Raw genomic sequence first — 23,205 nt, 5'->3', positions numbered from 1 at the left:
CAGTGAAGGCCCCGTGGTCGCCCGCGCTGAGCCCGGCCATTTTCTAAGCTGCCTGCACGGCAGTCTTCAGCCTTGCCGGCCCATCGCCATGTGCTCGACTTCGGTGCAGCGGTTCATCACCACTTTCAAGCCGGCCTCGGCAGCTCGTTGCGCGGCTTCGGGCGCGATCACGCCGAGCTGCATCCACAGGCATCCGGCGCCGGCGGCGATCGCGTCCTCGGCCACTTCCATCACTTCGTCCGGATTGCGGAACACATCGACGATGTCGATCGGGTCAGGAGCTTCGCGCACGCTGGGGTAGCACTTTTCGCCCAGCACCTCGTCGTAGGCCGGGTTGACCGGGATGATGGTGTAGCCGGCATCGCGCAGGTAGCGCGCCACCGCATTGCTCGGCCGATGCGGCTTCGCCGAGATGCCTACGATTGCGATTCTGCGGGCGGCACCGAGCAGGTCGCGGATGGCGCTGCGGTCGGCGGAGATGTCATTGGGATGCATGATGCTGTCCTCGGTGAGTCGGTGGTGGTTGCAGGGGCGTGGCGCTGGCGCGGCACGAGGTCGAGCCGCCAGTGCTGGATGGCCCAGTGCCAGATCTCGGCGAGCGGGGCGCGGTCGAGCGCGGCTGGCGGAATCTGGCCAAGAAAGCGCAGCGCCGCACACAGCGCGGCGGCCGGCGGGTGTTCGTCGATGGCGCGGGCGAGTGTCTGCTTCGACAGCTTCTCGCCCGCGGCGTTGGTGGCGACCGGCAGGTGGGCGTAGGCTGGGTGCGGCATGCCGAGCAGGCCTTGCAGATGGATCTGGCGGGCGGTGGAGTCGAGCAGGTCGGCGCCGCGCACGACGTGGGTGACGCCTGCTTCGGCATCATCGACCACCACCGCCAGTTGGTAGGCGAACAGGCCGTCGGCGCGCAGCACCACATAGTCGCCGGCGTCGAGGGCGAGGTCTTCCTGCTGCCAGCCCTGGATCGCATCGTCGAAGCCGATCATGCCTTCGGCCCGTATCCGCCATGCACGCGCGCCACGTCCGGGCAGCAGGCCGTTGCGGCAGGTGCCGGGGTAGCGCCGCGAGCCGTCGCGGGCGAGCGCCGAATCCGCCATCTCGCGGCGTGTGCAGGCACAGGGAAAGGCGTGGCCGGCTGCCTTCAACTGATCCAGTGCAAGGTGGTAGGCCTCGTCGCGCCTGCTTTGCCAGACGATCCCGCCGTCCCATTCGAAGCCGAAGCGCGCCAGCGTGGCGATGATGCCCTCGGCGGCTCCCGGCACGGTGCGCGGCCTGTCGATGTCCTCGATCCGCAGCAGCCAGCGCCCGCCGTGTCGGCGCGCTTCCAGATAGCTGCCCATCGCGGCGACCAGCGAGCCGAAATGCAGCGGGCCGCTGGGCGAGGGCGCGAAGCGGCCGACGTATGGGGGCAAGGAAGGGGCGAGAGCGAAAGTGTCCATGGAGCGTCGAGGCGGGCGCAGTCCGGGCAGTCCCGTCCGGTGCATGTGCAGGGCCGGTGCTTTAGCAGTTTAAATTGATTCCTGTCAATCACATGCCGCATTGCCGGCACGTAGCATCTCACTCCTGAGATGCGTCTCGATCCACGTCGCATCGTCTGCCCCGACAGCTTCAGGAGAAATTCCATGAAAAAGACCCCGCTGATTCTAGCCGCCGCTCTTGCTGGCCTGCTTGCCGCCTGTGGCGGGCAGGATTCCGGTAGTTCCACCAGTTCGGCACCGGCGCCCGCCGCTGCACCTGCACCTGCCGCGCCGCCTGCTGCCGCTGCTCCGGCTCCTGCGCCCGCACCGGTGGCTGCCGCACCGGCCAATGCGGGGGGCGAGAGCGTCTACAAGAAGACCTGTGCGCTGTGCCATTCCTCGGGCGTTGCCGGTGCGCCGATTCCCGGCAACAAGGATGACTGGGCTCCGCGCATCGCCCAGGGTAACGAGACCTTGTACAAGCATGCGCTCGAAGGCTATACCGGCGAGAAAGGCATGATGCCGGCTCGCGGCGGCGCGGCCACGCTGTCCGACGACGACGTCAAGGCCGCGGTCGATTTCATGGTTGCGAAGTCGCGGTAGGGTAAATGCTTCCGGGCTGTGAACGGCAGGTATGCGCGTGGCGGGGAGCCACCGCTTCGTGTCGCTGATTCGGCCTGGCTGGATGGAAAAAAGAAAACCCTTGATTTGAACCGGTTCCCAGGGAGCCGGGCGGTTTAGGAAGCCAAGGGCCAAAGGCTTGAGTCCGGTATTTCACCGCACTCAAGCCTTTTATTTTGTGTGCTTGTGATTGTAGTGACGGATGTACTGCTGTGTCCCGGTCTGCAACTGCTCGATGCAGTCGAACCGGCGGGCATGGAAGCGCTCTGCCTTGAGCGAGCTTTCCAGAGCAGCGTTGGCCACGTAATTATCCTTGTGCCACTCGCTCTGTATCACGCTGTGCTCGGAGCCTCTCGCCGTATTTCGCCATGAAAAAACACCCCAAGAGTTGAACGGGTGTCCAACTTTTGGGGTGCATTCCACAGGCCAATGGTTTTTCCGCAAGCCGGGTGCCGATGGCCCGGTTCGGCGTTAGGCTCAGGCAGCTTTTCGGCGGCGCAGCGAAGCGAGACCCATGAGGCCGAGGCCGGCCAGGGCCAAGGAGCCGGGTTCAGGCACCGGGTTGCCAGGTTGATTCGGGTTGGAGGCCTCATCGACACCGTCAAGTCTGACACTCCAGAAGGTGCCCTTCTGGTTGGTGCAGTCGTTGCTGGCCGGTTGGCACCAGTCGGCGATGCGAATCGGCGTTTCGCCGCGCGCTGCGTAATCGAAGGGGTCGCTCAGGTTGTTACCGGCAAAATTGGCATAAGCCGCAATCGTGAAGGCATATTCGCCAGCAGCAAGGAAGCCCAGCGAGAAACCGGAGTCGTAATAGGTTTGAGTTGCCGGATCGACGTCGTCGTCATCGTCGTTTTCAGCGATGCGGCTGCCCGTGCTGAGGTTCCACAACGCAGTGATGGGGTCGAAATTGACGCCATTCCGGAACGAGTCCGTCCACACGCGAACGTTAGTGGCGTCGTTGAGCAGCGTGAAGTTGATCTGGACGACGTCGGTGTTGTAGGTGATGTTGCCGGTGAAGTTGAACAGTGCTGCATGGGCTTGGCTGCCCAAGGTGGCGAGGACGGCAATGGCCAGGTGTTTTTTCACGGTTTTTCAATCCATGTAAAGATGAAGGGTGCGGCGGGTCACCTAAGCATGAAAAGTGCCAATGAAAATTGACCTTAAATTTCATGAATTTGGGATTCTATTGCCCAGCATGCCCATTTAAGATGTAAGCAAAATCGACAAAACGATCCTCGCTCTCAGGATGAGATGCTTCCTGACGAGCAGCCAGGGGAAGGATCGGCGCCTCAGGATTGCTAGGGCGTGGCTTTCAGTGCATGTGGCCGTCGTGGGCGGCGTTGCGCAGTTCGTGGGCGGTGTTGTGGCCGATCTCGTCGAAAGCCAGGGCGCGGCCGCCGTGTTCGGCGATGAAGGCCTGGGCGGCGCCGGGCTCGGCGAAAGCCGGCAGGTCGGGGCCGCGCATCGGGCCGCGCACGCTGGAACCGATGACGAAGACGGCCTTGCGCGCATCAACCCAGGTGCCGCTGCGATGGTCGGCAACGTAGAGTGCAGCCGCGTCTGCCGCGGTGTGCTCGGCATCGAAGCGTGCTGGCTCGTCGAGGAAGGCGAACAGGTCGACCGGTGAATCGAAGAAATGCGCCGAGCCGTCGCTGAAGATGATCTGTGCCGCCCATTTCGGAAAGCGCGCCGGGTACATGCCGCACACCGGGCAGCGCGCGTCCGCCGGCACCGGGCGGGCGGCAAGCCTGTCCAGCCCGGAGGCGGGATCATGGGGATACGGAACCGACAGCCGTGTTGGCGCAACGATGCAGATGTCCTCGGCGGGCGGGACGAACTCCGCTGCCTTGCCCTTGGTTGCGTACTGCGCGAACAGTGCGCCGGCCGCCGCCATGCAGAGTGCTGCGGCACCGAGCAGGAGGGGGCGGCGGCCGGTGAGAGTCATGGCTTCGAGGCGAACTGCGGATCGCTGCAGAGGGCGTTGATCAGCGCGCTGACGTTGGCTTCGGGGCTGGCGTCGATGCGGGTGACCGGGTCGGCGGCTACCGTGCCGTCGCTGCGAAGCAGGTGGTTGGGGCGGGTGGCGAGGTGGGGGTGGATGGGTGCCGTGTTGATGCCCGTCTCCACTGTGTCCGGCCCGCTGTGCCAGCGCAGCGAATAGGCGTCGGACGCAGCGTAGCGCACTGTCAGCGTGATGCCGTTGCGCAGGGTGACGGTCAGAGCGTCCTGCGTGAGCTGTGGGGCTGCGGCGAGCGCATCCGCATGTTCGCGCTCGATGTGTTCGAGGATGGCCGTATGCAGGTTCATCGCTGGTTGAGCTCCTTCAGGCTGGCAGCCAGCGCTTCGCGTGCGGCCTGATGAGTGTCGCCGAGGATGCGTGCCGCCAGATAGTGTTCGTAGGCCGGGTGCTCGTCGATGCCGCCACCGATGATGCGCTCCAGCAGGGCTTGCTCGTCCTGCGCGCCGACAGCCTGCAGCACTGCGCGCCGATGCTCGCGTGTCTCGTAGGCCAGGCGTGCGAGCTGTTCCAGCTCGGGGCCCGATTCGGGCGGAAGAACGTCGTAGATCGGATTGCTCATGCCGGTTTTCTCACATGGATTGGTCGTGCAGGGCGCCACCATCGAGGATGGCCATGTCCGGCGTGACTTCACTGAACTTCAGAACCTTGCCGCCATGCTGGCCTGCGAAGGCCCGGGCGTCTGCTTCGGCGGCAAAGGACGCGGCGGTCGGGCCCATCGAGCCCAGCCGTTGCGAGCCGAACACGTAGAAGGCCTGCCGGGCGTCGATCCAGTGGCCGACCGGCCTGTCCCAGTCGGCCTTGCCCATGTCCTGGACGAAGATGCCGGTGACGCGGCGTGCCTGTTCCGGACTCAGGTGGATGTTGAACATTTCCAGCGTGTCGCAGAACCAGTCAGGTTCCGTGACGCCGGCATAGTGGATCTGCGCCTTGGGGCCGGGGTAGTCGGCGAGCAGCATGCCGTCGAGCGAGCAACTGGTGCTGCGGTCGATCTCGAGCGGAACGAGCGAGGCGTTGCCGCTGCCGTCCGGCGCTCCGCAGGCTGCGAGCAGGCCGGCGGCGGCGCCGGCGATCAGGAAGCGGCGGCGGTCAAAAGGGGTATGGCGGCAGTCGTGGTGTGTGCACATGCCTTGTTCTCCTGTCGCAGTCTGTTTGGGTTGGGGTCATGCGCGGCCCGCGCCGAGGCGGAAGCGCCAGGCGGCGATGGCCAGCGGCAGCACGATCCAGCCGGCCATCACCAGCCCGAGCAGCCAGGGCTTGGCCAAGGCGGGCGGGAACACGGTGGCGAGACCGTACAGCGTGCGCACGTCTTCGAGCGAGAAGATGTTGAGGATGCGGAAGACATCGGCCGGGTTCAGCAGAAGCAGGTAGGGCAGCGCCTCGCCGCCCCACTGGCCGGCGGTGACGACCAGCACGCCGAGCAACAGCAGGTCGAAGATCAGCACGAAGAAGAACCACATCGCGATCGCCAGGCCGGAGGCGCGGGTGCGGTCGGCGGCGAACACCGACAGCATCACTGCCAGGCTCAGGAAGGCGCAGCCGAGCAGCACCGAGCTGAGCATGAAGCCCAGGTAGTGGAACAGTGCGTTGAGGTCGAGTTGCGCCGACAGCACGACGCCTACCAGGCCGAAGCCGGCGATGGTGGAGAAGGTCAGCGCCCCGGCCAGGCCGAGATACTTGCCCAGCAGCAGTTCCACGCGGGTGATCGGCATCGACAGCAGCAGGTCGAGCGAGCCGCGCTCGCGCTCGCCGACGATGGCGTCGAAGCCGAGCACCAGCGCGATCAGCGGGATCAGGTAGATCACCAGGCTGACCAGGCTGGCGATGGTCACCTCGATCGACCGGAAGCCCACCGCGCCCTGCTGGGCGGCGCCGAAATAGGCGATCGACAGCGCGAAGGCGGTGAATACCAGCGCCACCGCCAGCACCCAGCGGTTGCGGATGCGATCCCAGAATTCCTTGCCGGCGATGGCGGCGATCTGCGACAACTCCATGGTCCGCCCCTTAATCCGAAAAGCCGAAGAACACGTCTTCGAGCGAGGGTTCGCGCACGCTGAGGTCGCGCACCTTGGTCCCGAGCGCCGCCAGCGCGCCGATCACCGCCATCTTGGCCTCGCGTGGGCACTGCACCGCGACGTGGTCGTCGCGCGCCTCGATCGCGCCGACCGGCAGGCTGCCGAGCGCCGCGCGCACGGCCTCGAAGTCCTCTGGTGCCACGCGCACGCTGAACCACAGCGGCAGGTCCATCCGTTCGCGCAGATCCTGCACCGTGCCGCTGGCCTGCACCTTGCCCGCCGCCATGATCGCCAGCCGGTCCACCCGCTCCTGGATCTCGGCGAGGATGTGCGAGGTGATCACCATCGTCACGCCCTGGCTCTTCAGCTGGCGCAGGATGGCATAGAAGCCGCGGATCGCCTCGGGGTCGAGACCGGTGGTGGGTTCGTCGAGGAACAGGATGCGCGGCTTGCCGAGCAGGGCCTGGGCGAAGCCGAGGCGCTGGCGCATACCCTTGGAGTACTCGCGCACCCGGCGCCGCGCGGCGTGGGCGAGGCCGACGCGGTCGAGCAGCGCCGCATGGTCCTGCCCGCTCACGCCTTTCAGCCGGGCGAAGAACTGCAGCGTCTCCAAGCCTGTGAGGTTGTCGTACAGCACCACGTTCTCGGGCAGGTAGCCGATCTTGCGCCGCACCGCGCGGAAGTCGCCGCCGGCACCGTTCACCGGCGCGCCGTCGATGCGGATCTCGCCGGCGCTGAGCGGGATCAGGCCGAGCATCATCTTGAACAGCGTGCTCTTGCCGGCGCCGTTGTGGCCGATCAGGCCGAACAGTTCGCCTTCGTGCACGTCCAGGTCGACGCCATCCACCGCGTGGATGGCGCCATAGTGCTTGCGCACGCCGCGGGCGGCGATCACCGCGCGGGCAGTGTTGCGGGTCGTGTCACTCGGAGCGGGGGAAATATCGGCCACGCCATGGGCTCCAGTCGGGGTTGTGCGGCTGCATCCGCGGCTTGGGGTCGACGATGCTGGGTGCACGCAGCAGCGGGAACTGCTGGCCGACCAGGCGCAGCGTCTGCACCGCGGGGCTGGCCAGCAGCAGCTTCATCATCGGGTGGCGCCAGGACAGGCGATCCACCATGTCGTTGGCCTCGTACTGGACGTCGCCCGCGCCATCGCCGTCGCGGTCCCAGCCGAGGTAGTTGCTCCAGTGGTTGCCCTGCTGTTCGCCCCACACCATGTCGCGGGCGCCGACGTAGCGCACCTGCTCGCGGTTGGCGATGAAGTCGTTGCCCTCGACCTTGTTGTTCTTCGAGCCCGCCCACAGGTGGATGCCGACGCGGTTGTCGATCACCGCGTTGCCGCGCAGCTCGTTGTATTCGGCGTCGTAGATGAAGAAGCCGCGCTGGTTGCCGGCGACGACGTTGTTCTCGATCACCGAATCCTGGATGGTGCGCAGCATGATGCCGTGGTCGGAGTTGGCCCAGGCGCGGTTGTTGCGCACGGTCAGGCGGCGCACTTCCATCAGCGCCAGGCCGCCGCGGTTCATCCAGCTGTCGTTGCCTTCCCAGACGTTGTCGTAGGCGTTCATGTAGTGCGTGCCGTAGCGGCTGTGGTGCAGGCGGTTGTCGCGGAACAGGGCGTCGTGCGAGACATCGACGTAGAGCGCATCGCGCACGAAGCTGACGTTGTTGCCGATGATGCGCGCACGACGCGTGTTGTAGAGCTGGATGCCGTTGCCGCGCTGCGAGGAGCGCAGCTCGCGCTTGCCGGTGATCAGGTTGCCTTCGATCAGCACGTCGTTCGACTGTTCGATCCACAGCCCGAACAAGGTGTAGGAGAAGTCGCAGTTGCGCACCACGGTGTGGTGCGAACCCGGCCAGACGTAGATGCCGGCGTTCTGCTCGCGCAGGCTGGCGCCGGAGTCGGCGATGATCAGGCCTTCGATCGTCACGTTCTCGGCCTTGATGCGGATGGTGTCGCCGCGCAGGCCGCCCGATATCGTCGGCCGGTCGATGCCGCGCAGCGTCAGCGGCCGGGTGATCAGCAGGTTCTCGACGTAGCGGGCGCGCTCGATTTCGATGGTGTCGCCCGGTGCGGCACGGTCGATTGCCGCCTGGATGGATTCGCCTGCCTTCACCCGCCATACCGCGGCCGCGGCAGGGGCGACAAGCGCCGCGAGCAGGCTGGCGGCGGCAAGGACGTGAAGGAAACGGCGAGCAAGGTGCATTGCGTGGATGGCGTTGGACGACGGCGCCAAGTATAAGCGGACGCTTGCGCAGCCTTCCTTGATCTTGGTGAAGCGCCGACCCGGCCATGCGGAGACAAAAAAACGCCGTTATTCCCGCCTGCGCGGAAATGACGAACACCCGACAGTGAGCACACGTCGGACTGTCCATCCCGCGCGGCGGAAAAAACAACGCCGCGCCCGTGGCTGGCGAGCGCGGCGTGACGTGTGGCGCCGTCAGAGCTGGATCAGCCCCAGGCTCTTCAGCGCCAGGAACAGTGCGGCACCGATCAGCAGGTTCTTGAAGCCGACGTAGCAGACCATGTCCATCAGGCTGGCGCGGCGGTAGCGCCGGCCCCACCATGGGCCGTCCTTGACATAAGGTTTCGAGCCCAGCCGGACGGCAACCTCGAACACGCTCCAGCCGAACCACCAGCCGATGATGGCGCCGGGCGTCATGTCGCCCATCGCCGCCAGTATCCAGACCACGCTGGCGGCGAGCGCGAGTGCCAGGCCGGCGGCCTGGATGGTGCGCTGATGCTGGAAGCCGTCGCGGCTCCAGGGCCACAGGTGGTCGCGGACTTCTCCCAGCAGGCGGGCAGCTGCACTGTCGCCGGAATAGGGCGGTTCGACCGGATCGGTCAGGATGCGCGGATCGACCATGATCGTTTCCTCCTCAAGGCAGTGTCGGAATCAGGCGCGGGGCGCGGCGGGCGCAACCGGCTTGATCGGGATGTAATAGCCGTCCTTGCCGATCGGCGTCAGCGCCAGGCCGGCCTTGGTGCGGCGCTTGCGTTCCTGCGCCAGCGGCGGGCAGGCGTGCTCGTCGGTGTAGAGCACCATGCAGTCCAGGCACAGCATGCATTCGCGGTGGTCGATGCGGCCGTCCTCGTCGATCGCGTGCGAGCCGCAACCTTTCGCGCAGGCCTTGCAGCTGTCGCATTCCTGCTTGCGGCGCAGGCCGTACCAGCGGAAGGTCGAGGGCATCGCCAGCGCGGCGCCGAGCGGGCACAGGTATTTGCAGAACGGCCGCTCGGTGAAGATCGACAGCCCCAGCAGGCCGGCGGCGAACAGCGTGTAGGGCCAGCTGCGGTTGAACATGCCGACCAGGAAGGTGGTCTTGAATGGTTCGACTTCGGCGAGCTTCTCCGCCAGCCCCATCGAGAACATCGACACCGCCAGCAGGCCGAAGAAGACGAAGTACTTCAGCCATTTCAGCTTGTGGTGCCATTTGGCCGGCATCTCGAACTGGAAGCGCTTCAGGCCGACCGCGGCGCCGATCTTGTGCAGCAGCTCGGACAGCGAGCCGAAGGGGCACAGCCAGCCGCAGAACAGCCCGCGGCCCCACACGAACACGGTGACGATGATGAAGATCCAGAACAGGAAGATGAATGGATCGGTCAGGAACAGCTCCCACTGCCACTGGAACAGCAGCGAATGGAACCAGGTCAGCACCTGCGTGATCGAGGGCTGGGCGAGCAGGCCGAAACCGACGAAGCCGATGCTGACGACCCAGGCGGTGTACTTGAAGATGTTGACCGGCCACTTGTTCTTGCGCGTCGAGCGCCGCGTCAGCGCGTCGCGGTTGGCATAGGCTACCGCCACCATCAGCAGCAGCGCGGAGAAGAGGCCAATCTCCACCGCCCGCGTCTTCCAGATACGCACCCAGGGCGCATCCGGCTTCTTGACCTCAGGACGGCCGCCTTCGAGATAGGCCGCCGGCAGCCAGTATTCGCGGTCGAAGTTGACGAAGGTGCGGGCGCCGGTGGCGCGGTCGACGCGGTTGCCGAGGAAGATGAACTTCCACGGGAAGGCGCCGGAGAAGGCCGGCGAGCGCACGATGAAGATGCCGGATTCGTTGAAGGCCGGCGCGCCGGGCGCGGCGAGACCGTACAGGTTCAGGTAGTCGAGGTCGCGGAAGGTGAAGGCATCCTGGCCCTGGCGGACCTGGATGCGGTCGTAGATGCCGCCGCGCACGAAGCCCGAGCCCTTGAAGGATTCGTTGCCGCGGGTGCGGATCACGAACAGCGCGTGCTCGCCTTCGGCCAGCCTGCCCATCAGCGTGCGCCAGCCGGCCTCGCCCATGATCGCGCGGCCGACTTCGGGATGGTTCAGGTAGCCGTACCACAACTCGATGAAGGGCTCGCTGCTGCGTTCGAGGCCGACCTGCTCGGGCATCACCGCCAGCCGCTGCACCACGCCTTCCTTGACCATCGTGTCCCAGTCGAGCGCGCGGCCGCGGTCGGCGAAATTCGCCTGCGGCCGCACGGTTGCCTCCAGGATGCCGACCTGGCGGCCGACCGCCGCGCCCGACATCATCATCACCTGGTTCTGCGCGATCACCGTCACGGTGGCGCCGGAGATGGCGTCCAGGCCGATGATGTCCTCTTCCGGACGGGAGCGGCCGATCTCGATGTTGTCGCCGACGAATTTGCCCAGGTACTGGTCGTTGAACTTGACCAGCGCGGACTCGGGAATGCCGAGCAGCAGGATGGGCTCGGAGTGCTTGAGGATCTTGATGCCGGCGAAGTGGCCGTCGGGGGTCAGGCCGATCAGCGTGATCACCGGCTTGCCGGAATAGGCCGGGGTGTCGGTGACGTCGGTCGACAGCACGACGTAGCCGACTAGCTTGCGCGTGCCGTTCTCGTCGGCGTAGCCCTCGACGTAGAAAGGCTGGCCCTTGCGCTCGGAAAAGCGCGTCGCGCCGGGCAGCACTTCGCTACAGGGCACGTGGTCGCACAGCGCCGGCGCGGTATTGAGCTCGGGCGGCAGGGCGGCTTCGTATGCGGTCTGGGCCAGCGCGGGGGCAGCGGTGCCGGCGATGGCGGCAGTGAGGAGCAGGGCGGACAGGGAGTCGCGCAGTGCGGACAGCAGCTTCATGGCGCTCTCCATAAGGGAATTGCGATGAAGTCTAGGAAAGCGGAACGGCGCTGTATTTGTCGCGGATCAATTCCTCTGCCGGACCCGCGCCGCGGCCTGAAAAAGCCACAGGGGGCCGGAGCCCCCTGTGTCCTGCGTGTTGCCGGCGTCTGGCCGTCAGGCTTCGACGATCATGCGGCTGCGCATTTCGAGGTGCAGCGCATGGCAGAAGTGCGTGCAGTAGCACCAGAACACGCCCGGCTTGTCGGCCTTGAAGGTGACCGACTTGGTTTCCTGCGGGTTGACGATGAAGTTGACGTTGTATTTCGGAATCGCAAAGCCGTGGGTCAAGTCCTCGATCTTGTCCAGGTTGGTCAGGATGATGGTGACCTCGTCGCCGAGCTTGAGCTTGAACTCGCGCGGTTCGAAGGCCGGCGCCAGCGAAGTGATCTTGACCGTGACCTTGTTGCCGTCGCGGAACACGCCGGCTTCCTTCGGATCCTTGATCGCGTTGGGGAAGTCGTTGATGTCGTAGACCTGCTTCGGTTGCAGCAGCTCGCGCTTGAAGATGATGAAGTCGTGCGGTTCGGGGCGGACCGGATGGTCGGCCATCAGCACCATCTTCTCGCCGGAGATATCGACGAGCTGCTCGGTCTCGGCGTGCAGCGGGCCGACCGGCAGGAAGCGGTCCTTCGAGAACTTGCAGCCCACGCACAGCCACTTGCCGTCGGCGAACATGGTTTCGGACTGCGAGGCGTTGATGTGGCCGGGCTGGTAATGCACGTCCAGGCGATCGACGACGTACTGCGCGTTGGTGTCGCCGGCGTGGAACTTGATCGCCGCATCGACGTTCCACTTCACGATCTGGCTGTCGAGGAACAGCGTGGTGTAGGCGTTGCCGCGGCCGTCGAAGGCGGTGTGCAGCGGGCCGAGGCCGAGTTCGACTTCGGCGACGATGGCCTTGTCGATGTCGTCGAGCTTGCCGTCGAACCAGTCCAGCACCTTGGTGAGTTCGATGACCGTGCCGGTCGGCGACAGTTTGCCGGCGCAGATGAAGTACTTGCCGTCCGGGCTGGCATTGACGCCGTGCGGGTTCTTCGGCACCGACACGTAGGCCACCAGCGCGGTTGCGGGGTCGGTGTTGGAAGCCCTGGTGCCATCGACCACCGGTACCTTGGATGCGCCGATGGTGGTGAACTTGCCGTCCTTGACCGCCTGCTCGACGCGGGCGATGTTGAAGAACAGGCAGGCGTCGCGTTCGGCCGACATCATGCCTTCGTAGTGGTAGCCGCCTTCGGTGTTGTACTGGTTGGTGGCTGCCAGCTTGCCGTCATAGGAGGTGGCGGCGAGGTCGCAGTTGCCGTCGATCAGCACCTGCCAGCGCACTTCCATGGATTCGGCGTCAACGCACGAGAACAGCGTGCGGTATTTCTCCGGGCTGTCGAGGTCGCGGCCGTCGTTGGGCAGCGGGATGTGGAATTCGGCGCCGCAGAACACGCGGGTGGTGTAGTTGATCGCGGGGTCAACCGGGTCGCGCTTGTCCGGGAAGATGCCGTGGAAGCCCTGCACGTTGGGCAGCTCGGTAATCTTGTCGCACACCAGGTAGTCGAGCCGGATGCGTGCGATGCGGCTATTGATCTTGTCGTTGATCCAGGCGTAGCGGCCGTCGTAGTTGCCATCCTTGTAGGAGGCGTGGGTGTGGTGGGTGTCGCCGACGGTATAGCGCAGGCTGCCGTCGGGCTTGGTGCCCATGACCGCCTTCGATTCGTTGGTGATGCCCCAGCCCACCAGCGCGTCGGGGGCGAAGCAGGGCACGCGGTGCAGTTCACGGCCGGACGGAAGGCCCAGCACGCGGAAGTCGCCGGTGTGGCCGCCGCTCCAGAGGCCATAGTAAGTATCCAGTTCGCCCGGAGCCAGGTGGACCGAGCTGTGCGCGGCAGCGGGGGCTGCGGCAGGAGCTGCGGGCGCGGCCGAGGGGGCGGCAGCCGGGGCGGTTTCGTTGTTGCATGCCGACAGGCCGACCGACAGGCCGGCACCGGCCAGGCCGGCGAAGGCGGCGGTGTTGAGGAACTTGCGGCGGCTCGGGTCGGGCATCGTGCCGGCCTGGTCCATCTTCACTTCTTCGTTCATGATCGTGTCGCTCCCGTTCTGGCTTGATCGGTGTTCGTCCGGACATCCGGCTCGCCTGTTTGCGGAGCGGATGCCTCTGACAAGATGCCCTGTGGCGTTTTGTCGCAGGGCCACTCTAGAGCGGGGCGAAGCTGCAATCCTTGATCTGCGTTAAGGATGGCTATTCCGTCCGAGTCGAGCCTGAATCTGCCCGCAACCGGACTTCATTGCCATGAATCACCCGCCCGACGCTTCGCTCTCCGTATCCGCCGAGCCCGAGATCGCCGCGTTGCGTACCGGCGGCGGCCGCCTTCTTCACCTGCGCTGGCTGTCGGTCGCCGTCATGGCGGCGATGGCGGTGCTGGTGTTTCCGCTGCTCGCGCCGAACCATCCGGTGCAGCCGCTGCTGGGCGTGGCGCTGATCCTCGCCGTGGCGAACCTGCTGCTGCTCGCCGGCCCGGTGCGCTGGCTGGACGGCCGGGTTGGCGCCTTCGTGCAGCTGCTGTTCGATCTGCTCGGCTGGGGCGCCTTCCTGTATTTCGGCGGCGGCGTCACCAACCCCGCCATTTCGCTGCTGCTGGCGGTAGTGGCGGTGGGGGCGTCGATCCTGCCGGCACGTCTGGCCTGGACGCTGGCAGCGGTGGCGGTCGGCGTCTATGCGGTGTTGTGGGAGTTCCACCATCCGGTGCATCTGGCCGATGCCGCCGACGCAACGCACTGGCACCTCGCCGGGATGTGGCTCAGCTTCGCGCTGGCCGCGGTCACGGTGGTGTGGTTCATCGTCCGGCTCAACGCCGAGCTGGCGAAAGGCGAAGCCGCGCTGGCCGAGGCGCGGGCCGCGCGGTCGCGCGACGCCTATGTCGTCGGCCTGGGCAATCTGGCGGCAGGCGCCGCGCACAGGCTGGGGACGCCGCTCGGCACGCTGCGCATCCTGACCGATGAACTCGCCCGGCGAGATGATCTGGATGCAGGCATGCGCGAAGACCTCGGCCTGATGCGCGAACAGCTGGAGCACTGCCGCGAGATCCTCAACAGCCTGACGCGCGAGGCCGGCCAGCAGCGTGCCGAAGGCGGCGGCGCGGAATGCGCCGGGCGCTGGCTGCGCGCGGCAGCGGCGCGCTGGCAGCGCCTGCGCCCGGAGGCCGGCTTGCGGCTGGACATCGCGCCCGAGTTGTCCGCATGCAGCCTCGTTGCCGACGCGAGCCTGGCCGAAGCACTGCAGAACCTCATCGACAACGCTGCCAATGCCAACGCGGCGGCCGGCTGCGCCGGCACTCCGGTGGAAGTGCATGCCGTGGTGGACGGCGGAGTGCTGCGGGTCGAGGTGCTGGACCGCGGCCCCGGCATTGCCGGCGAACGGCTCGCGGCGGCGCGCCACGCGCCGATCGGCAGCCACGCCGAAGGCATGGGCGTCGGCCTGATGCTGGCGCATGCGGCGGTCGAGCACCACGGCGGCCGGCTGGATTTCCATGCCCGTTCCGGCGGCGGAACCGTTGCCCGCCTGGCCGTGCCGTTGCGCTCGCCTGCCGGTTGTTGAGCCGGCCCCCAGGAGAGCGGCCTCAGTCGCGATATGACTTTGCCGCGGGCGCGTGATGGGCACCGATCCCGTCCAGCATCTGCGTCAGCGTGTGGTGTGAAAGCCTGCCGACGTAGCGTGCGGCCAGCCGCCCCTCGGCGTCGAAGAACAGCGTCGTGGGCAATCCCGTCAGCCCGCCCAGGCCGGCACTGGCCCGGCCTCTGGGGTCAAGCAGCACATGGCGCGGCGAAAGCTGCTGGCTGTCGAGGAAATGCCGCACTTCCCCGGCTGTCTCGCCCTGATTCAGGAAGATGAAATGAACCTGCGGATGGTCGATCTGCGCCTGTTGCAGCAGAGGCATTTCATGCCGGCACGGTGCGCACCAGGTCGCCCACAAATTGACCACTGCCGGCTGGCGTGAGAAGGATTTCAGCTCGATCTGCGTGCCGTCGAGTGCCTGGGCGGTGGTGGCGGCAAGGCGGATGCCGTCCGCCGCGTGCAGCTGCAAGGCCACGGATCCGAGCATCCAGGCAGCGGTGGCGCTGCCCATGCCCGCCATCAGCGGCCGGCGCAGGGAGGGCTGCCTGCGTATCAGCGTCAGCGCGTAGAGCCAGCCGGCGATCACGCCGATCTGGCCGTTCCAGCCGCCGTCGCGGATGTCCGGAATGCTCAGCGGCGCCTGCAGGAAGCCGTCGCGATACTCGAAGACGAAAGCCAGCCGCGCGGCAAGCAGCGTGACGAGCAGCACCCGCCAGGCCTTGCTCCAGAACCCTGTGGCCTTGCGCCGGTCCAGGACCATGCCAATCGCCAGGCCCAGGATTGCCGCGCCGACGGCAGGCATCGAAGCCCAGGAAGCGATATGCAGTACCGTATTCATGCTTCACACTTCGGTGCCATGCGATTCACCCACCACATCCGGAACAGGTCGCCGGCCAGACTACGTGAAAACGTCCGCAGGCACAGCGAAGAGGCTCACGCTGCCGATAAGGGTGCGGCATGATCGGCATCGGTCCGTTCCCGGTTCGTGTCGTCATCGTCCTCATCGCCATGCTGCTGGCCTGGGTTGTGGCACGCCTGGTCGCCAGGCGTGTGGCGGACGGGGCGTACAGGAAGGCCGCCGGCGGGCTGTTGCTCGACAGCGTGTTCTGGGGCGCGCTGGCCGCCCGCCTGGGCTACATCGCGCAGTGGCGGGAGGAATACGCTGCAGCGCCGTTCTCCATGATCGCCATCGGCGACGGCGGCTTCACCTGGTGGGCCGGTGTCCTTGCCGCCTTGTCGTTCGTCTGGTGGCGGACCCGCAGCACGCCGGCGCTGCGTGTTCCCGTCGTCACGGGCATCACGGCCGGCGTGCTGGGTTTGTTTGCCGGCGGCGGCGTGCTGGCCCTGCTGCACCAGTCGGGGCCGCCGCTGCCCGACGTGCAGGTGAGCACGCTCGACGCCCGGCTGCTCAGCTTGAGCGCCTCCTACCAGGGGCGGCCGGTCGTGCTCAACCTGTGGGCGAGCTGGTGTCCGCCCTGCCGCCGCGAGATGCCGGTGTTCGCACAGGCGCAGCGGGATTTTCCGCAGGTCGCCTTCGTCATGCTCAACCAGGGGGAAAGCGCGCAGCAGGCGCTCGCCTTCCTGCAGGGCCGGCAGCTGAAGCTCACGGACGTGCTGCTCGATCACTCGTCCCAGGCCATGCAGCTCTTCGGTTCGCGCGGCCTCCCGACCACCTTGTTCTTCGATGAGCAGGGGCGGCTGGTGGACACTCACATGGGCGAACTGACGACCGCCAGCCTCAGGAGCACGCTGATGCGCCGCTTCGGGCAATCGCCGACGACCGGGGACATGGAGTAGACGGCGTTCTAGCGGACAGACCGGGGGGCCGGGCAGAAAGCCGGACAAGGCCTGCATGCATTCCATGCCCTTCACCGATGTGAACATCCTGAAATGCCGGGGCTGCGGCGAGGAGCAGTCCCTTCAGCATGTCCGGCGCCGAGTGTTATGGTTATGCGCTTGTCGGAGAAATACGATGCTCATGGCGGGGTTGCTGGGGATGCTGATAGGCGCAATGATGGGCCTGACAGGAGCGGGCGGCGGCATTTTCGGGGTGCCGGCGCTGGTGTTCGGGCTGGGCCTGTACATTCGGGAGGCCGCACCCGTGGCGCTGCTCGCTGTCGGCTCCGCGTCGCTGATGGTGATCGCGCTGCTGTCCAGCGTGACGGTGTCCATCGCCTGGAGCCGGGGCGTGGTCCTGGGGGCGCCGGCCGGGGCGTTCGTCGCGGCCGCGCTTGCGGGCATGACGGGCGGGCGGATGCTGGCGCCGAAGATCCTGCAGCGCTTCTTCGCCTTTGCCTGTGTCGCGGTGGCGGCCCTGATACTCGTGCGCAGCGTGGGTACTTGACTCTCCAGCCTGCCGCATGAGCACTGAACACTCCCCCGTCCTGCTCGTCGTCGATGACGACCCCGCCTTCAACCGCGTGCTGTCGCGCGCGTTGGCGCAGCGGGGCTTCGACACCTACGGTGCCACCGACAGCGAAGGCGCGCTCGAACTGGCGCAGGACCATGCGCCCGAGTTCATCGTGCTCGACCTCAACATCGGCGGCGAATCCGGCCTCAAGCTGATCCGCCCGCTGCTCGAAGCCAGCCCCGGCGCGCGCATCCTGGTGCTGACCGGCTACGCCAGCATCGCCACCGCGGTCAACGCGGTGAAGCTCGGCGCCATCCAGTATCTGGCCAAGCCGGCCGACATCGATGCCATCGTCAATGGCCTGCAGGCCGAAGACGTCGTCGTCGAACGAACATGTCCCCGACACGCCGATGTCGGTCGACCGGCTCGAGTGGGAGCACATCCAGCGCGTGCTGGCCGAACACGACGGCAACATCTCGGCCACCGCACGGGCCCTGCAGATGCACCGCCGCACCTTGCAACGCAAGCTCGCCCGCCCGCCGGGCAGCGACTGAGATTACCCGACCATGTCCGATACCCGTCATCCGCTCAAGGCGGACCTGCTGCTGTTGCTGGCAACCTTCGCGGCCGCCGCCGGCTGGATCTTCTCCAAGGAAGCGCTCGCAGGCCTGCCGCCGCTGCTGTTCATCGGTATCCGTTTCCTGCTCGCCGGCGTGGTGCTGGCGGCCTTCAGCTGGACGCAGCTGCGGGCGATGAACCGGGCCAACTGGCGCGGCGCGCTGCTGATCGGTCTGCTGTTCGCGCTGGCGATGGGCTTGTGGGTCAGCGGCCTCGAACATGCGCACCACCTCGGCGAAGGCGCCTTCATCGCCAGCCTCGGCATCGTGCTGGTGCCGCTGGTCGCCCGCCTGTTCTTCGGCGATCGTCCGCCCCGCATCGCCTGGGTATCGATGCCGCTGGCGCTGGCCGGCTTCGCCTGCCTGTCGCTCGAGCACGGCTTCCGCTTCGAGCCCGGGCAATGGTTCTTCCTCGCCGCCGCGCTGGTGTTCGCGCTGCTGATCAACCTCAACGGCCGGGTGGTGCGCAGCGTGCCGCCGCTGGCCCTGAGCACGGTGCAGGTGATGATGGTCGGCATCCTGCTGCTGCCGCTGTCCGCGCTGCTCGAAACCTGGCCCGAAGCGGTATCGATCCCGGTGCTCGGCTGGCTGCTCGCCAGCGCGCTGCTGGCCACCACCCTGCGCTTCTTCGTCCAGCTCTACGGCCAGAGCCTGACCACGCCCAGCCACGCCGCGCTGATCCTGATGCTGGAGCCGATGTGGACCGCGATGATCGCCGCCTGGTGGTTCGGCGAACGCATGAGCCAGCTGCAGCTCTTCGGCTGCGGGCTGATCTTTTCGGCCCTGGTGCTGAGCCGCTGGCGGGTGGTGGTGGATGTGCTGAAGGCGGTCGTCGGGCGCTGAGCGCCTGACGAGCGGCTTCCCGGTCCGCTCACTGCACGACTACGTTTTACAGCCGGAAGCGCCCCACCAGATCGTCCAGTTGGGTCGAAAGCGCTTGCAGCTTGCTGCTGGCCTCGTTCAACTGATCGGCGATCCGGGTGGTGCCGACCGTAAGCTGGTTGATGTCCTCGACATTGCGGTTGATCTCTCCGACCACGCTGGACTGCTCCTCCGTGGCCGTGGCGACCTGGATGTTCTGGTCGCTGATCTGGTTGATGTGACCGTTGATCTGCAGCAGCGCGGCGGAAGCCTTGCCGGCATATTCCACCACCAGCGTGCTCTGCTGGCGCCCCTTGGCCATGGCCTCCACGGCGGAGCGGGATTCGGCCTGCAGGCGGTCGATCATCTGCTGGATTTCCTCGGTCGAGGTGCCGGAGCGGCTGGCCAGCGTGCGCACTTCGTCGGCGACGACGGCGAAACCGCGGCCCTGCTCGCCGGCGCGGGCAGCCTCGATGGCGGCATTGAGCGCCAGCAGATTGGTCTGATTGGAAATGCTGCGGATGGTGTCGAGTATGGTGCTGATGGCGTTGGCCTGTTCGGCCAGGGCCTCGATCACCTGGCCGGCCCGCTCCAGCTCCCCGTTCAGCGCATCGATCTGGCGGTGGGCCTGGGTGACCACATCACCGCCGTCGCTGGCATGCCGGGTCGCTTCGCGCGCCAGGGTGGCAGCGTTCTCGGCGTTGCGGGCAATCTCGTCAACGGTGGCGCCCAGGCCGTTGATCGCGTCGGCCACCTGTACCGTGCGCTCGCTTTGCGATGCGCAGTTGTGCTGGGTCAGGCGGGCGCGTTCGGCCACCTCGCGGGCGACGCCCGACAACTGGCGGGAGTTGTCGGCCAGTTGCCGCATGGCCCCATGCACCTTGTCGGCGAAATGGTTGAAGCTGCGCGCGATCTCGCTCAGCTCGTCCTGGCCGGGCAGCTCGATGCGGGTGTCCAGCGCCAGGTTCTCGGCGGCCTGGCTCAGCTTGTTCTGCAGCACGGCCACGCGGCGGCGCAGGTGGCTGGCGATCATCCAGGATGCGACGAAGGACACCAGCAGGCCGAGGCCGATGATGGCGATCTGGCGGACGAAGCCGGTGTCGTAGCTCTCGGCGCTGTGCCGGTTCTGCTGTTCGGCCTGCTGCAACAGTGCGTCGAGCAGCTCGTTGGCGCCGAGGCGCATCGCGCCGTAGCTTTTGGCGTACTGGTCGCGGTAGATCTGCTGGGCACGGTGCATGTCGCCGGCATCCAGGGCGTTCAGCATCGGCTCGAGTTCGTTTGCCGCCATCGCTTCGAACTGGTCGAACAGGCGCTGCGCCTGCGCCTTGCGCTCCGGGTCAACCTGGGCGTTCACCGCATTGCGCATGGCTTCGCGCATGCCGGGGATGTCCTCGCCGCGTGCTTCCTGCACGCGCGTCTTCACGCCGCGCGCGTCGCGCAGCGCGGTGTCCTGCAGCAGCATCATGTCGATGCCCACGCGCATGCGCGGAATGCGCGATGCCGCCTCCGCCATCGCCCTCATCGGCGCCGCGGTGTTGAGGTAGAGGACTTCGGTGTTCCTGTGCATGCTGGCCATGCTGCCGAGGCTGGTCAGCGCAACCAGCAGCAGGGCGATGCAGGGAATGGCGACCGCGACGATCAGGCGGGTCTTGAGGGTGAAGGCGTCGAGACGCATGGGGTGCTCCATATCGGGGATGCGCGCAGCACCTGGCGATGATCATGCCGGGCTGCTGTTGTCGGTGTCACAGGCGCTGTTTATCGGCAGCATTGGCCCGATGCTTGAGGGCCACGCCGCAGCATGCGGAAAGCTGCCCGAATGAGCGAATCCATTGCCGGGCGGAAATGAGTGCCGGGAATGGGCTCGCCGGCATGACTGTTGTCCGAAACTGTATCTGCGAGCCGTCATGTTGCACTGCAGTTCTGTCCTAAGATCATTTCCAGGTAGCGGGCGAGTTTATTTTTTCCCGGAGCGGCTTGGATTGTTTGCATTGCCGGGCTTTTCGGGAAAAAAGCCCGCTTGCCAGGTGCCATTTCTTCAAACGGGCCATTTCCCCCGGAATCAGTGTGCTGCCATCTTGCGGCTGCAATGTGCAATTGAATTCCTGTTTCCATGATGGGACATGCCGGGCGGGATGAGGATTGTCCGGAAACTGACGGGTGCGGGCGTATTTGAAGGAGATCATGCGTCGGATGTTATTTGGCGGGTGCTTCACCGGGTAGGAGACAGAAAAAAACGGATGGGTGGCAATGAGCGGAAGGCCATACCGTTCGTGATTTCGGATGGATCAGAAAATGAAGAATCAGGAGGATGTGGTGATATCCAGAACGTCATCGAATCAGTTTTCCTGGCGGAAGGCATGCCTGAGTATTGCGGGCTGTGTCGCCATTGCCGCCGTTCCACTCCATTCTTTTGCTGCAGGGAAAAAAGCCGAAGCGGCTGTCGACCAGCAACGGCTTGTCGAGGCGGCGGCGGATCCGGCCAACTGGATTACGCGTGGTGGCACGTCGGATGAGCAGCATTACAGCGCGCTGAAACGGATCAATACGTCCAACGTGTCACGCCTTGGCCTGGCCTGGTATGGCGAATTCGATACCAACCGCGGCCAGCAGGCCACGCCGCTGGTGATCGATGGGGTGCTCTATACCAGTACGGCGTGGTCGAAGGTGTATGCCTACGATGCGGTCACCGGCGAACAGTTGTGGTTCTTCGACCCGGAAGTGCCGGGCAGGAAGGCGCCGGACGGCTGCTGCGACGTGGTCAACCGCGGCGTGGCGGCGTGGCAGGGTAAGATCTACGTCGGCACCTACGATGGGCGCCTGATCGCGATCGACGCCAGGACCGGCAAGCCGGTGTGGGAGACACAGACCACCGACGTGACGCGCAGCTACACCATCACCGGTGCGCCGCGGGTGGCCAACGGCAAGGTGTTCATCGGCAACGGCGGCGCCGAGTTCGGCGTGCGCGGCTACGTGTCGGCGTATGACGCCGAGAGCGGCGAACTGGCCTGGCGCTTCTACATCACGCCCAACCCGGACGGCGAGCCCGACGGCGCGGCCTCGGACAGGATCCATCGGGAAATCGGTTTCAAGACCTGGGGCGACGGCTGGTGGAAGCAGACCGGCGGCGGTGGTACCGCGTGGGATTCCATCGTCTACGACAAGGACTACGACCAGGTGCTGATCGGCACCGGCAACGGCACGCCATGGAGCCACGTGGCGCGCTCGGGCGGCGAGGGCGACAATCTGTTCATCTCGTCGATCGTCGCGGTCGATGCCAATACCGGCGAGTACAAGTGGCACTACCAGTCCACGCCGGCCGAGGAATGGGACTTCACCGCGACCCAGCCCATCGTGCTGACCGAGCTGGACGTCGGTGGCAAGAAGACCAGGGTGGCGATGCAGGCGCCGAAGAACGGCTTCTTCTACGTGCTCGACCGCAGCAACGGCAAGCTCATTTCGGCGAAGAACTTCATGCCGGTGAACTGGGCTGCGGGCATCGATCTCGAAACGGGGCGCCCGATCGAATACCCGGCGGCGCGCTATTCGAAGCACGGCAACGATTTCCTTGCGATTCCGGGCGCGTTCGGCGCGCACAACTGGCCGCCGATGGCGTACAGCCCGGACACCGGCCTGGTGTATATCCCGGCGCAGCAGGGTTCGTTCGGCTACAAGCACGACCCGGACTTCAAGTACAACCCGCTCAATGGCGCCTGGAACCTGGCCAACATTTCCGGGCATCCGACGCTGGCTCCGCGCGACGAGGCCGACCGCCTGAGCATCACCCAGAGCTTCCGCGGCGACCTGATCGCCTGGGATCCGCAGGCGCAGAAGGAAGTCTGGCGCGTGCCCTATCCATCCATCGGCGCGGGCGGCACGCTCGCCACGGCGGGCAACCTGGTGTTCCAGGGCACGCCCGACGGCATCTTCCATGCCTATGCCGCCGATACCGGCAAGGAAGTGTGGAGCTACGACGGGCGCATCGGCATCATCGCCGGCGCGATGAGCTACGAGATCGGCGGCACGCAGTACATCGCCGTGCTGTCGGGACTGGGCGGCTCGGCCGGCCTGCAGATTCCGCACATGAAGAACCCCCGCGCCGGCATCGGACGGGTGCTGGTGTTCAAGCTCGACGGTAAGGGCACGTTGCCGCCCTACGAGCGCGTGCGCCGGCCGGCACAGGTGCCGGCGGAGACCTTCCCGGCCGAAATGGTCGCCAGGGGCGCGGCCTTTTACGGCAACTGCGTGGCCTGCCACGGCTACGGCACCTACACCAATGACGAGGTCGTGCCCGACCTGCGCCGTTCGCCGCTGCTGCTGGACAAGGCGTCGTTCGCCGCGGTGGTCTATGACGGCATCCGCGAAAGCCGCGGCATGGTGAGCTTCGCCGACCGCATGAGCCGGGACGACGTGGAGGCGCTGCGCGCCTGGCTGGTCGATCGCGCCATCCAGCTCAAGGCCGACGAAGAAGCCGAACAGGCTGCGCGCGGCGCCGGCAATCCGGCCACGAAGGCCAATCCCTGAAAGCATGACCGACCATGAGGGC

23 protein-coding genes and 1 pseudogene are annotated in these 23,205 nt (G+C 66.3%); 7 read left to right on the top strand and 17 right to left on the bottom strand.

What is annotated here, in order from left to right; genetic code table 11:
* Window positions 1-66 precede the first annotated feature (66 nt).
* Window positions 67-495: a CoA-binding protein gene (locus QM748_RS13070; RefSeq protein WP_415247368.1), complete on the bottom strand. Its 429-nt coding sequence runs from the start codon at window positions 493-495 to the stop codon at window positions 67-69.
* Window positions 417-1,436 carry a tRNA glutamyl-Q(34) synthetase GluQRS gene (gene gluQRS / locus QM748_RS13065; RefSeq protein ID WP_415247367.1) on the bottom strand — a complete coding sequence of 340 codons (1,020 nt, stop codon included), beginning with the start codon at window positions 1,434-1,436 and terminating at the stop codon, window positions 417-419. Before gluQRS ends, QM748_RS13070 begins: the two co-directional genes overlap by 79 nt.
* Before the next feature lie 183 nt (window positions 1,437-1,619).
* Here gluQRS and QM748_RS13060 point away from each other — a divergent pair, with 183 nt between their 5' ends.
* A complete protein-coding gene (locus tag QM748_RS13060; RefSeq protein WP_415247366.1) occupies window positions 1,620-2,057 on the top strand; it encodes a c-type cytochrome in 438 nt (145 codons plus the stop codon).
* Window positions 2,058-2,246: 189 nt separating this feature from the next.
* On the opposite strand, the gene QM748_RS13055 is transcribed toward QM748_RS13060, so the two are convergent.
* The 12 genes from QM748_RS13055 to nosZ all read right to left on the bottom strand — a co-directional run bounded on the left by QM748_RS13055 (window position 2,247) and on the right by nosZ (window position 13,300).
* Window positions 2,247-2,378 (bottom strand): IS3 family transposase, encoded by a 132-nt coding sequence (locus QM748_RS13055; protein ID WP_415247365.1) that lies wholly within the window; start codon window positions 2,376-2,378, stop codon window positions 2,247-2,249.
* 174 nt (window positions 2,379-2,552) lie between these two features.
* Window positions 2,553-3,161: a DVUA0089 family protein gene (locus QM748_RS13050; RefSeq protein ID WP_415247364.1), complete on the bottom strand. Its 609-nt coding sequence runs from the start codon at window positions 3,159-3,161 to the stop codon at window positions 2,553-2,555.
* A 226-nt stretch (window positions 3,162-3,387) separates the two neighbouring features.
* Window positions 3,388-4,020: a nitrous oxide reductase accessory protein NosL gene (locus QM748_RS13045; RefSeq protein ID WP_415247363.1), complete on the bottom strand. Its 633-nt coding sequence runs from the start codon at window positions 4,018-4,020 to the stop codon at window positions 3,388-3,390.
* Window positions 4,017-4,382, bottom strand: a complete 366-nt coding sequence (locus tag QM748_RS13040; protein ID WP_415247362.1) for a hypothetical protein — start codon at window positions 4,380-4,382, stop codon at window positions 4,017-4,019. The genes QM748_RS13045 and QM748_RS13040 overlap by 4 nt, the downstream gene beginning before the upstream one ends.
* A complete protein-coding gene (locus tag QM748_RS13035; RefSeq protein ID WP_415247361.1) occupies window positions 4,379-4,654 on the bottom strand; it encodes a hypothetical protein in 276 nt (91 codons plus the stop codon). The genes QM748_RS13040 and QM748_RS13035 overlap by 4 nt, the downstream gene beginning before the upstream one ends.
* A 10-nt stretch (window positions 4,655-4,664) precedes the next feature.
* Window positions 4,665-5,219, bottom strand: coding sequence for a nitrous oxide reductase accessory protein NosL (locus QM748_RS13030; protein ID WP_415247360.1), 555 nt, complete (start codon window positions 5,217-5,219; stop codon window positions 4,665-4,667).
* A gap of 36 nt (window positions 5,220-5,255) precedes the next feature.
* The gene (locus QM748_RS13025) at window positions 5,256-6,086 is read right to left on the bottom strand and encodes an ABC transporter permease (RefSeq protein ID WP_415247359.1); all 831 of its coding nucleotides are present in this window, start codon (window positions 6,084-6,086) and stop codon (window positions 5,256-5,258) included.
* A gap of 10 nt (window positions 6,087-6,096) precedes the next feature.
* Window positions 6,097-7,056 (bottom strand): ATP-binding cassette domain-containing protein, encoded by a 960-nt coding sequence (locus tag QM748_RS13020; RefSeq protein ID WP_415247358.1) that lies wholly within the window; start codon window positions 7,054-7,056, stop codon window positions 6,097-6,099.
* A complete protein-coding gene (locus QM748_RS13015) occupies window positions 7,028-8,314 on the bottom strand; it encodes a nitrous oxide reductase family maturation protein NosD (protein ID WP_415247357.1) in 1,287 nt (428 codons plus the stop codon). Before QM748_RS13015 ends, QM748_RS13020 begins: the two co-directional genes overlap by 29 nt.
* Window positions 8,315-8,548: 234 nt before the next feature.
* Window positions 8,549-8,974, bottom strand: coding sequence for a transcription regulator (locus QM748_RS13010; protein WP_415247356.1), 426 nt, complete (start codon window positions 8,972-8,974; stop codon window positions 8,549-8,551).
* A 30-nt stretch (window positions 8,975-9,004) separates the two neighbouring features.
* Window positions 9,005-11,191, bottom strand: a complete 2,187-nt coding sequence (locus QM748_RS13005) for a 4Fe-4S binding protein (protein ID WP_415247355.1) — start codon at window positions 11,189-11,191, stop codon at window positions 9,005-9,007.
* A gap of 156 nt (window positions 11,192-11,347) precedes the next feature.
* On the bottom strand, window positions 11,348-13,300 hold the full coding sequence (gene nosZ, locus QM748_RS13000; protein ID WP_415247354.1) for a TAT-dependent nitrous-oxide reductase: 1,953 nt from the start codon (window positions 13,298-13,300) through the stop codon (window positions 11,348-11,350).
* Between the two features lie 211 nt (window positions 13,301-13,511).
* Between nosZ and QM748_RS12995 the strand changes: the two genes are divergently transcribed.
* Window positions 13,512-14,816 (top strand): sensor histidine kinase, encoded by a 1,305-nt coding sequence (locus QM748_RS12995; RefSeq protein WP_415247353.1) that lies wholly within the window; start codon window positions 13,512-13,514, stop codon window positions 14,814-14,816.
* 22 nt (window positions 14,817-14,838) lie between these two features.
* Here QM748_RS12995 and QM748_RS12990 read toward each other — a convergent pair whose 3' ends face one another.
* Complete coding sequence (locus QM748_RS12990) at window positions 14,839-15,672, bottom strand: redoxin domain-containing protein (RefSeq protein WP_415247352.1); 834 nt, start codon at window positions 15,670-15,672, stop codon at window positions 14,839-14,841.
* A gap of 119 nt (window positions 15,673-15,791) precedes the next feature.
* On the opposite strand from QM748_RS12990, the gene QM748_RS12985 reads away from it, so the two are divergent.
* From QM748_RS12985 to QM748_RS12970, 4 genes and pseudogenes are all read left to right on the top strand, one after another.
* A complete protein-coding gene (locus tag QM748_RS12985; protein WP_415247351.1) occupies window positions 15,792-16,631 on the top strand; it encodes a prolipoprotein diacylglyceryl transferase family protein in 840 nt (279 codons plus the stop codon).
* A gap of 64 nt (window positions 16,632-16,695) precedes the next feature.
* Window positions 16,696-17,178 carry a TSUP family transporter gene (locus QM748_RS12980; protein ID WP_415247350.1) on the top strand — a complete coding sequence of 161 codons (483 nt, stop codon included), beginning with the start codon at window positions 16,696-16,698 and terminating at the stop codon, window positions 17,176-17,178.
* A gap of 16 nt (window positions 17,179-17,194) precedes the next feature.
* A pseudogene (locus QM748_RS12975) lies at window positions 17,195-17,738 on the top strand (response regulator transcription factor).
* A gap of 12 nt (window positions 17,739-17,750) precedes the next feature.
* Window positions 17,751-18,644 (top strand): DMT family transporter, encoded by an 894-nt coding sequence (locus QM748_RS12970; RefSeq protein ID WP_415247349.1) that lies wholly within the window; start codon window positions 17,751-17,753, stop codon window positions 18,642-18,644.
* A gap of 46 nt (window positions 18,645-18,690) precedes the next feature.
* Here QM748_RS12970 and QM748_RS12965 read toward each other — a convergent pair whose 3' ends face one another.
* Window positions 18,691-20,337, bottom strand: coding sequence for a methyl-accepting chemotaxis protein (locus QM748_RS12965; protein ID WP_415247348.1), 1,647 nt, complete (start codon window positions 20,335-20,337; stop codon window positions 18,691-18,693).
* A 256-nt stretch (window positions 20,338-20,593) separates the two neighbouring features.
* Window positions 20,594-20,845 carry a hypothetical protein gene (locus QM748_RS12960; protein WP_415247347.1) on the bottom strand — a complete coding sequence of 84 codons (252 nt, stop codon included), beginning with the start codon at window positions 20,843-20,845 and terminating at the stop codon, window positions 20,594-20,596.
* Window positions 20,846-21,047: 202 nt separating this feature from the next.
* On the opposite strand from QM748_RS12960, the gene QM748_RS12955 reads away from it, so the two are divergent.
* Window positions 21,048-23,183 (top strand): PQQ-dependent dehydrogenase, methanol/ethanol family, encoded by a 2,136-nt coding sequence (locus tag QM748_RS12955; RefSeq protein WP_415248068.1) that lies wholly within the window; start codon window positions 21,048-21,050, stop codon window positions 23,181-23,183.
* Window positions 23,184-23,205: the final 22 nt, after the last annotated feature.

It is taken from the genome of Thauera sp., from assembly GCF_047601425.1.
In the GTDB taxonomy this organism is placed as follows: Bacteria; Pseudomonadota; Gammaproteobacteria; order Burkholderiales; family Rhodocyclaceae; genus Thauera.
Note: the sequence above shows the minus strand (reverse complement) of the source record. Positions and strands in the feature narration are given on the sequence as shown.

Bases quoted from the DNA above. Each gene is read 5' to 3' on its own strand.
- QM748_RS13070 (WP_415247368.1), bottom strand. From the start codon at position 495: ATGCATCCCAATGACATCTCCGCCGACCGCAGCGCCATCCGCGACCTG.
- gluQRS (WP_415247367.1), bottom strand. From the start codon at position 1,436: ATGGACACTTTCGCTCTCGCCCCTTCCTTGCCCCCATACGTCGGCCGC.
- QM748_RS13060 (WP_415247366.1), top strand. From the start codon at position 1,620: ATGAAAAAGACCCCGCTGATTCTAGCCGCCGCTCTTGCTGGCCTGCTT.
- QM748_RS13045 (WP_415247363.1), bottom strand. From the start codon at position 4,020: ATGACTCTCACCGGCCGCCGCCCCCTCCTGCTCGGTGCCGCAGCACTC.
- QM748_RS13040 (WP_415247362.1), bottom strand. From the start codon at position 4,382: ATGAACCTGCATACGGCCATCCTCGAACACATCGAGCGCGAACATGCG.
- QM748_RS13035 (WP_415247361.1), bottom strand. From the start codon at position 4,654: ATGAGCAATCCGATCTACGACGTTCTTCCGCCCGAATCGGGCCCCGAG.
- QM748_RS13030 (WP_415247360.1), bottom strand. From the start codon at position 5,219: ATGTGCACACACCACGACTGCCGCCATACCCCTTTTGACCGCCGCCGC.
- QM748_RS13025 (WP_415247359.1), bottom strand. From the start codon at position 6,086: ATGGAGTTGTCGCAGATCGCCGCCATCGCCGGCAAGGAATTCTGGGAT.
- QM748_RS13015 (WP_415247357.1), bottom strand. From the start codon at position 8,314: ATGCACCTTGCTCGCCGTTTCCTTCACGTCCTTGCCGCCGCCAGCCTG.
- QM748_RS13010 (WP_415247356.1), bottom strand. From the start codon at position 8,974: ATGGTCGATCCGCGCATCCTGACCGATCCGGTCGAACCGCCCTATTCC.
- QM748_RS13005 (WP_415247355.1), bottom strand. From the start codon at position 11,191: ATGAAGCTGCTGTCCGCACTGCGCGACTCCCTGTCCGCCCTGCTCCTC.
- nosZ (WP_415247354.1), bottom strand. From the start codon at position 13,300: ATGAACGAAGAAGTGAAGATGGACCAGGCCGGCACGATGCCCGACCCG.
- QM748_RS12995 (WP_415247353.1), top strand. From the start codon at position 13,512: ATGAATCACCCGCCCGACGCTTCGCTCTCCGTATCCGCCGAGCCCGAG.
- QM748_RS12990 (WP_415247352.1), bottom strand. From the start codon at position 15,672: ATGAATACGGTACTGCATATCGCTTCCTGGGCTTCGATGCCTGCCGTC.
- QM748_RS12985 (WP_415247351.1), top strand. From the start codon at position 15,792: ATGATCGGCATCGGTCCGTTCCCGGTTCGTGTCGTCATCGTCCTCATC.
- QM748_RS12980 (WP_415247350.1), top strand. From the start codon at position 16,696: ATGCCCTTCACCGATGTGAACATCCTGAAATGCCGGGGCTGCGGCGAG.
- QM748_RS12970 (WP_415247349.1), top strand. From the start codon at position 17,751: ATGTCCGATACCCGTCATCCGCTCAAGGCGGACCTGCTGCTGTTGCTG.
- QM748_RS12965 (WP_415247348.1), bottom strand. From the start codon at position 20,337: ATGCGTCTCGACGCCTTCACCCTCAAGACCCGCCTGATCGTCGCGGTC.
- QM748_RS12960 (WP_415247347.1), bottom strand. From the start codon at position 20,845: ATGATCTCCTTCAAATACGCCCGCACCCGTCAGTTTCCGGACAATCCT.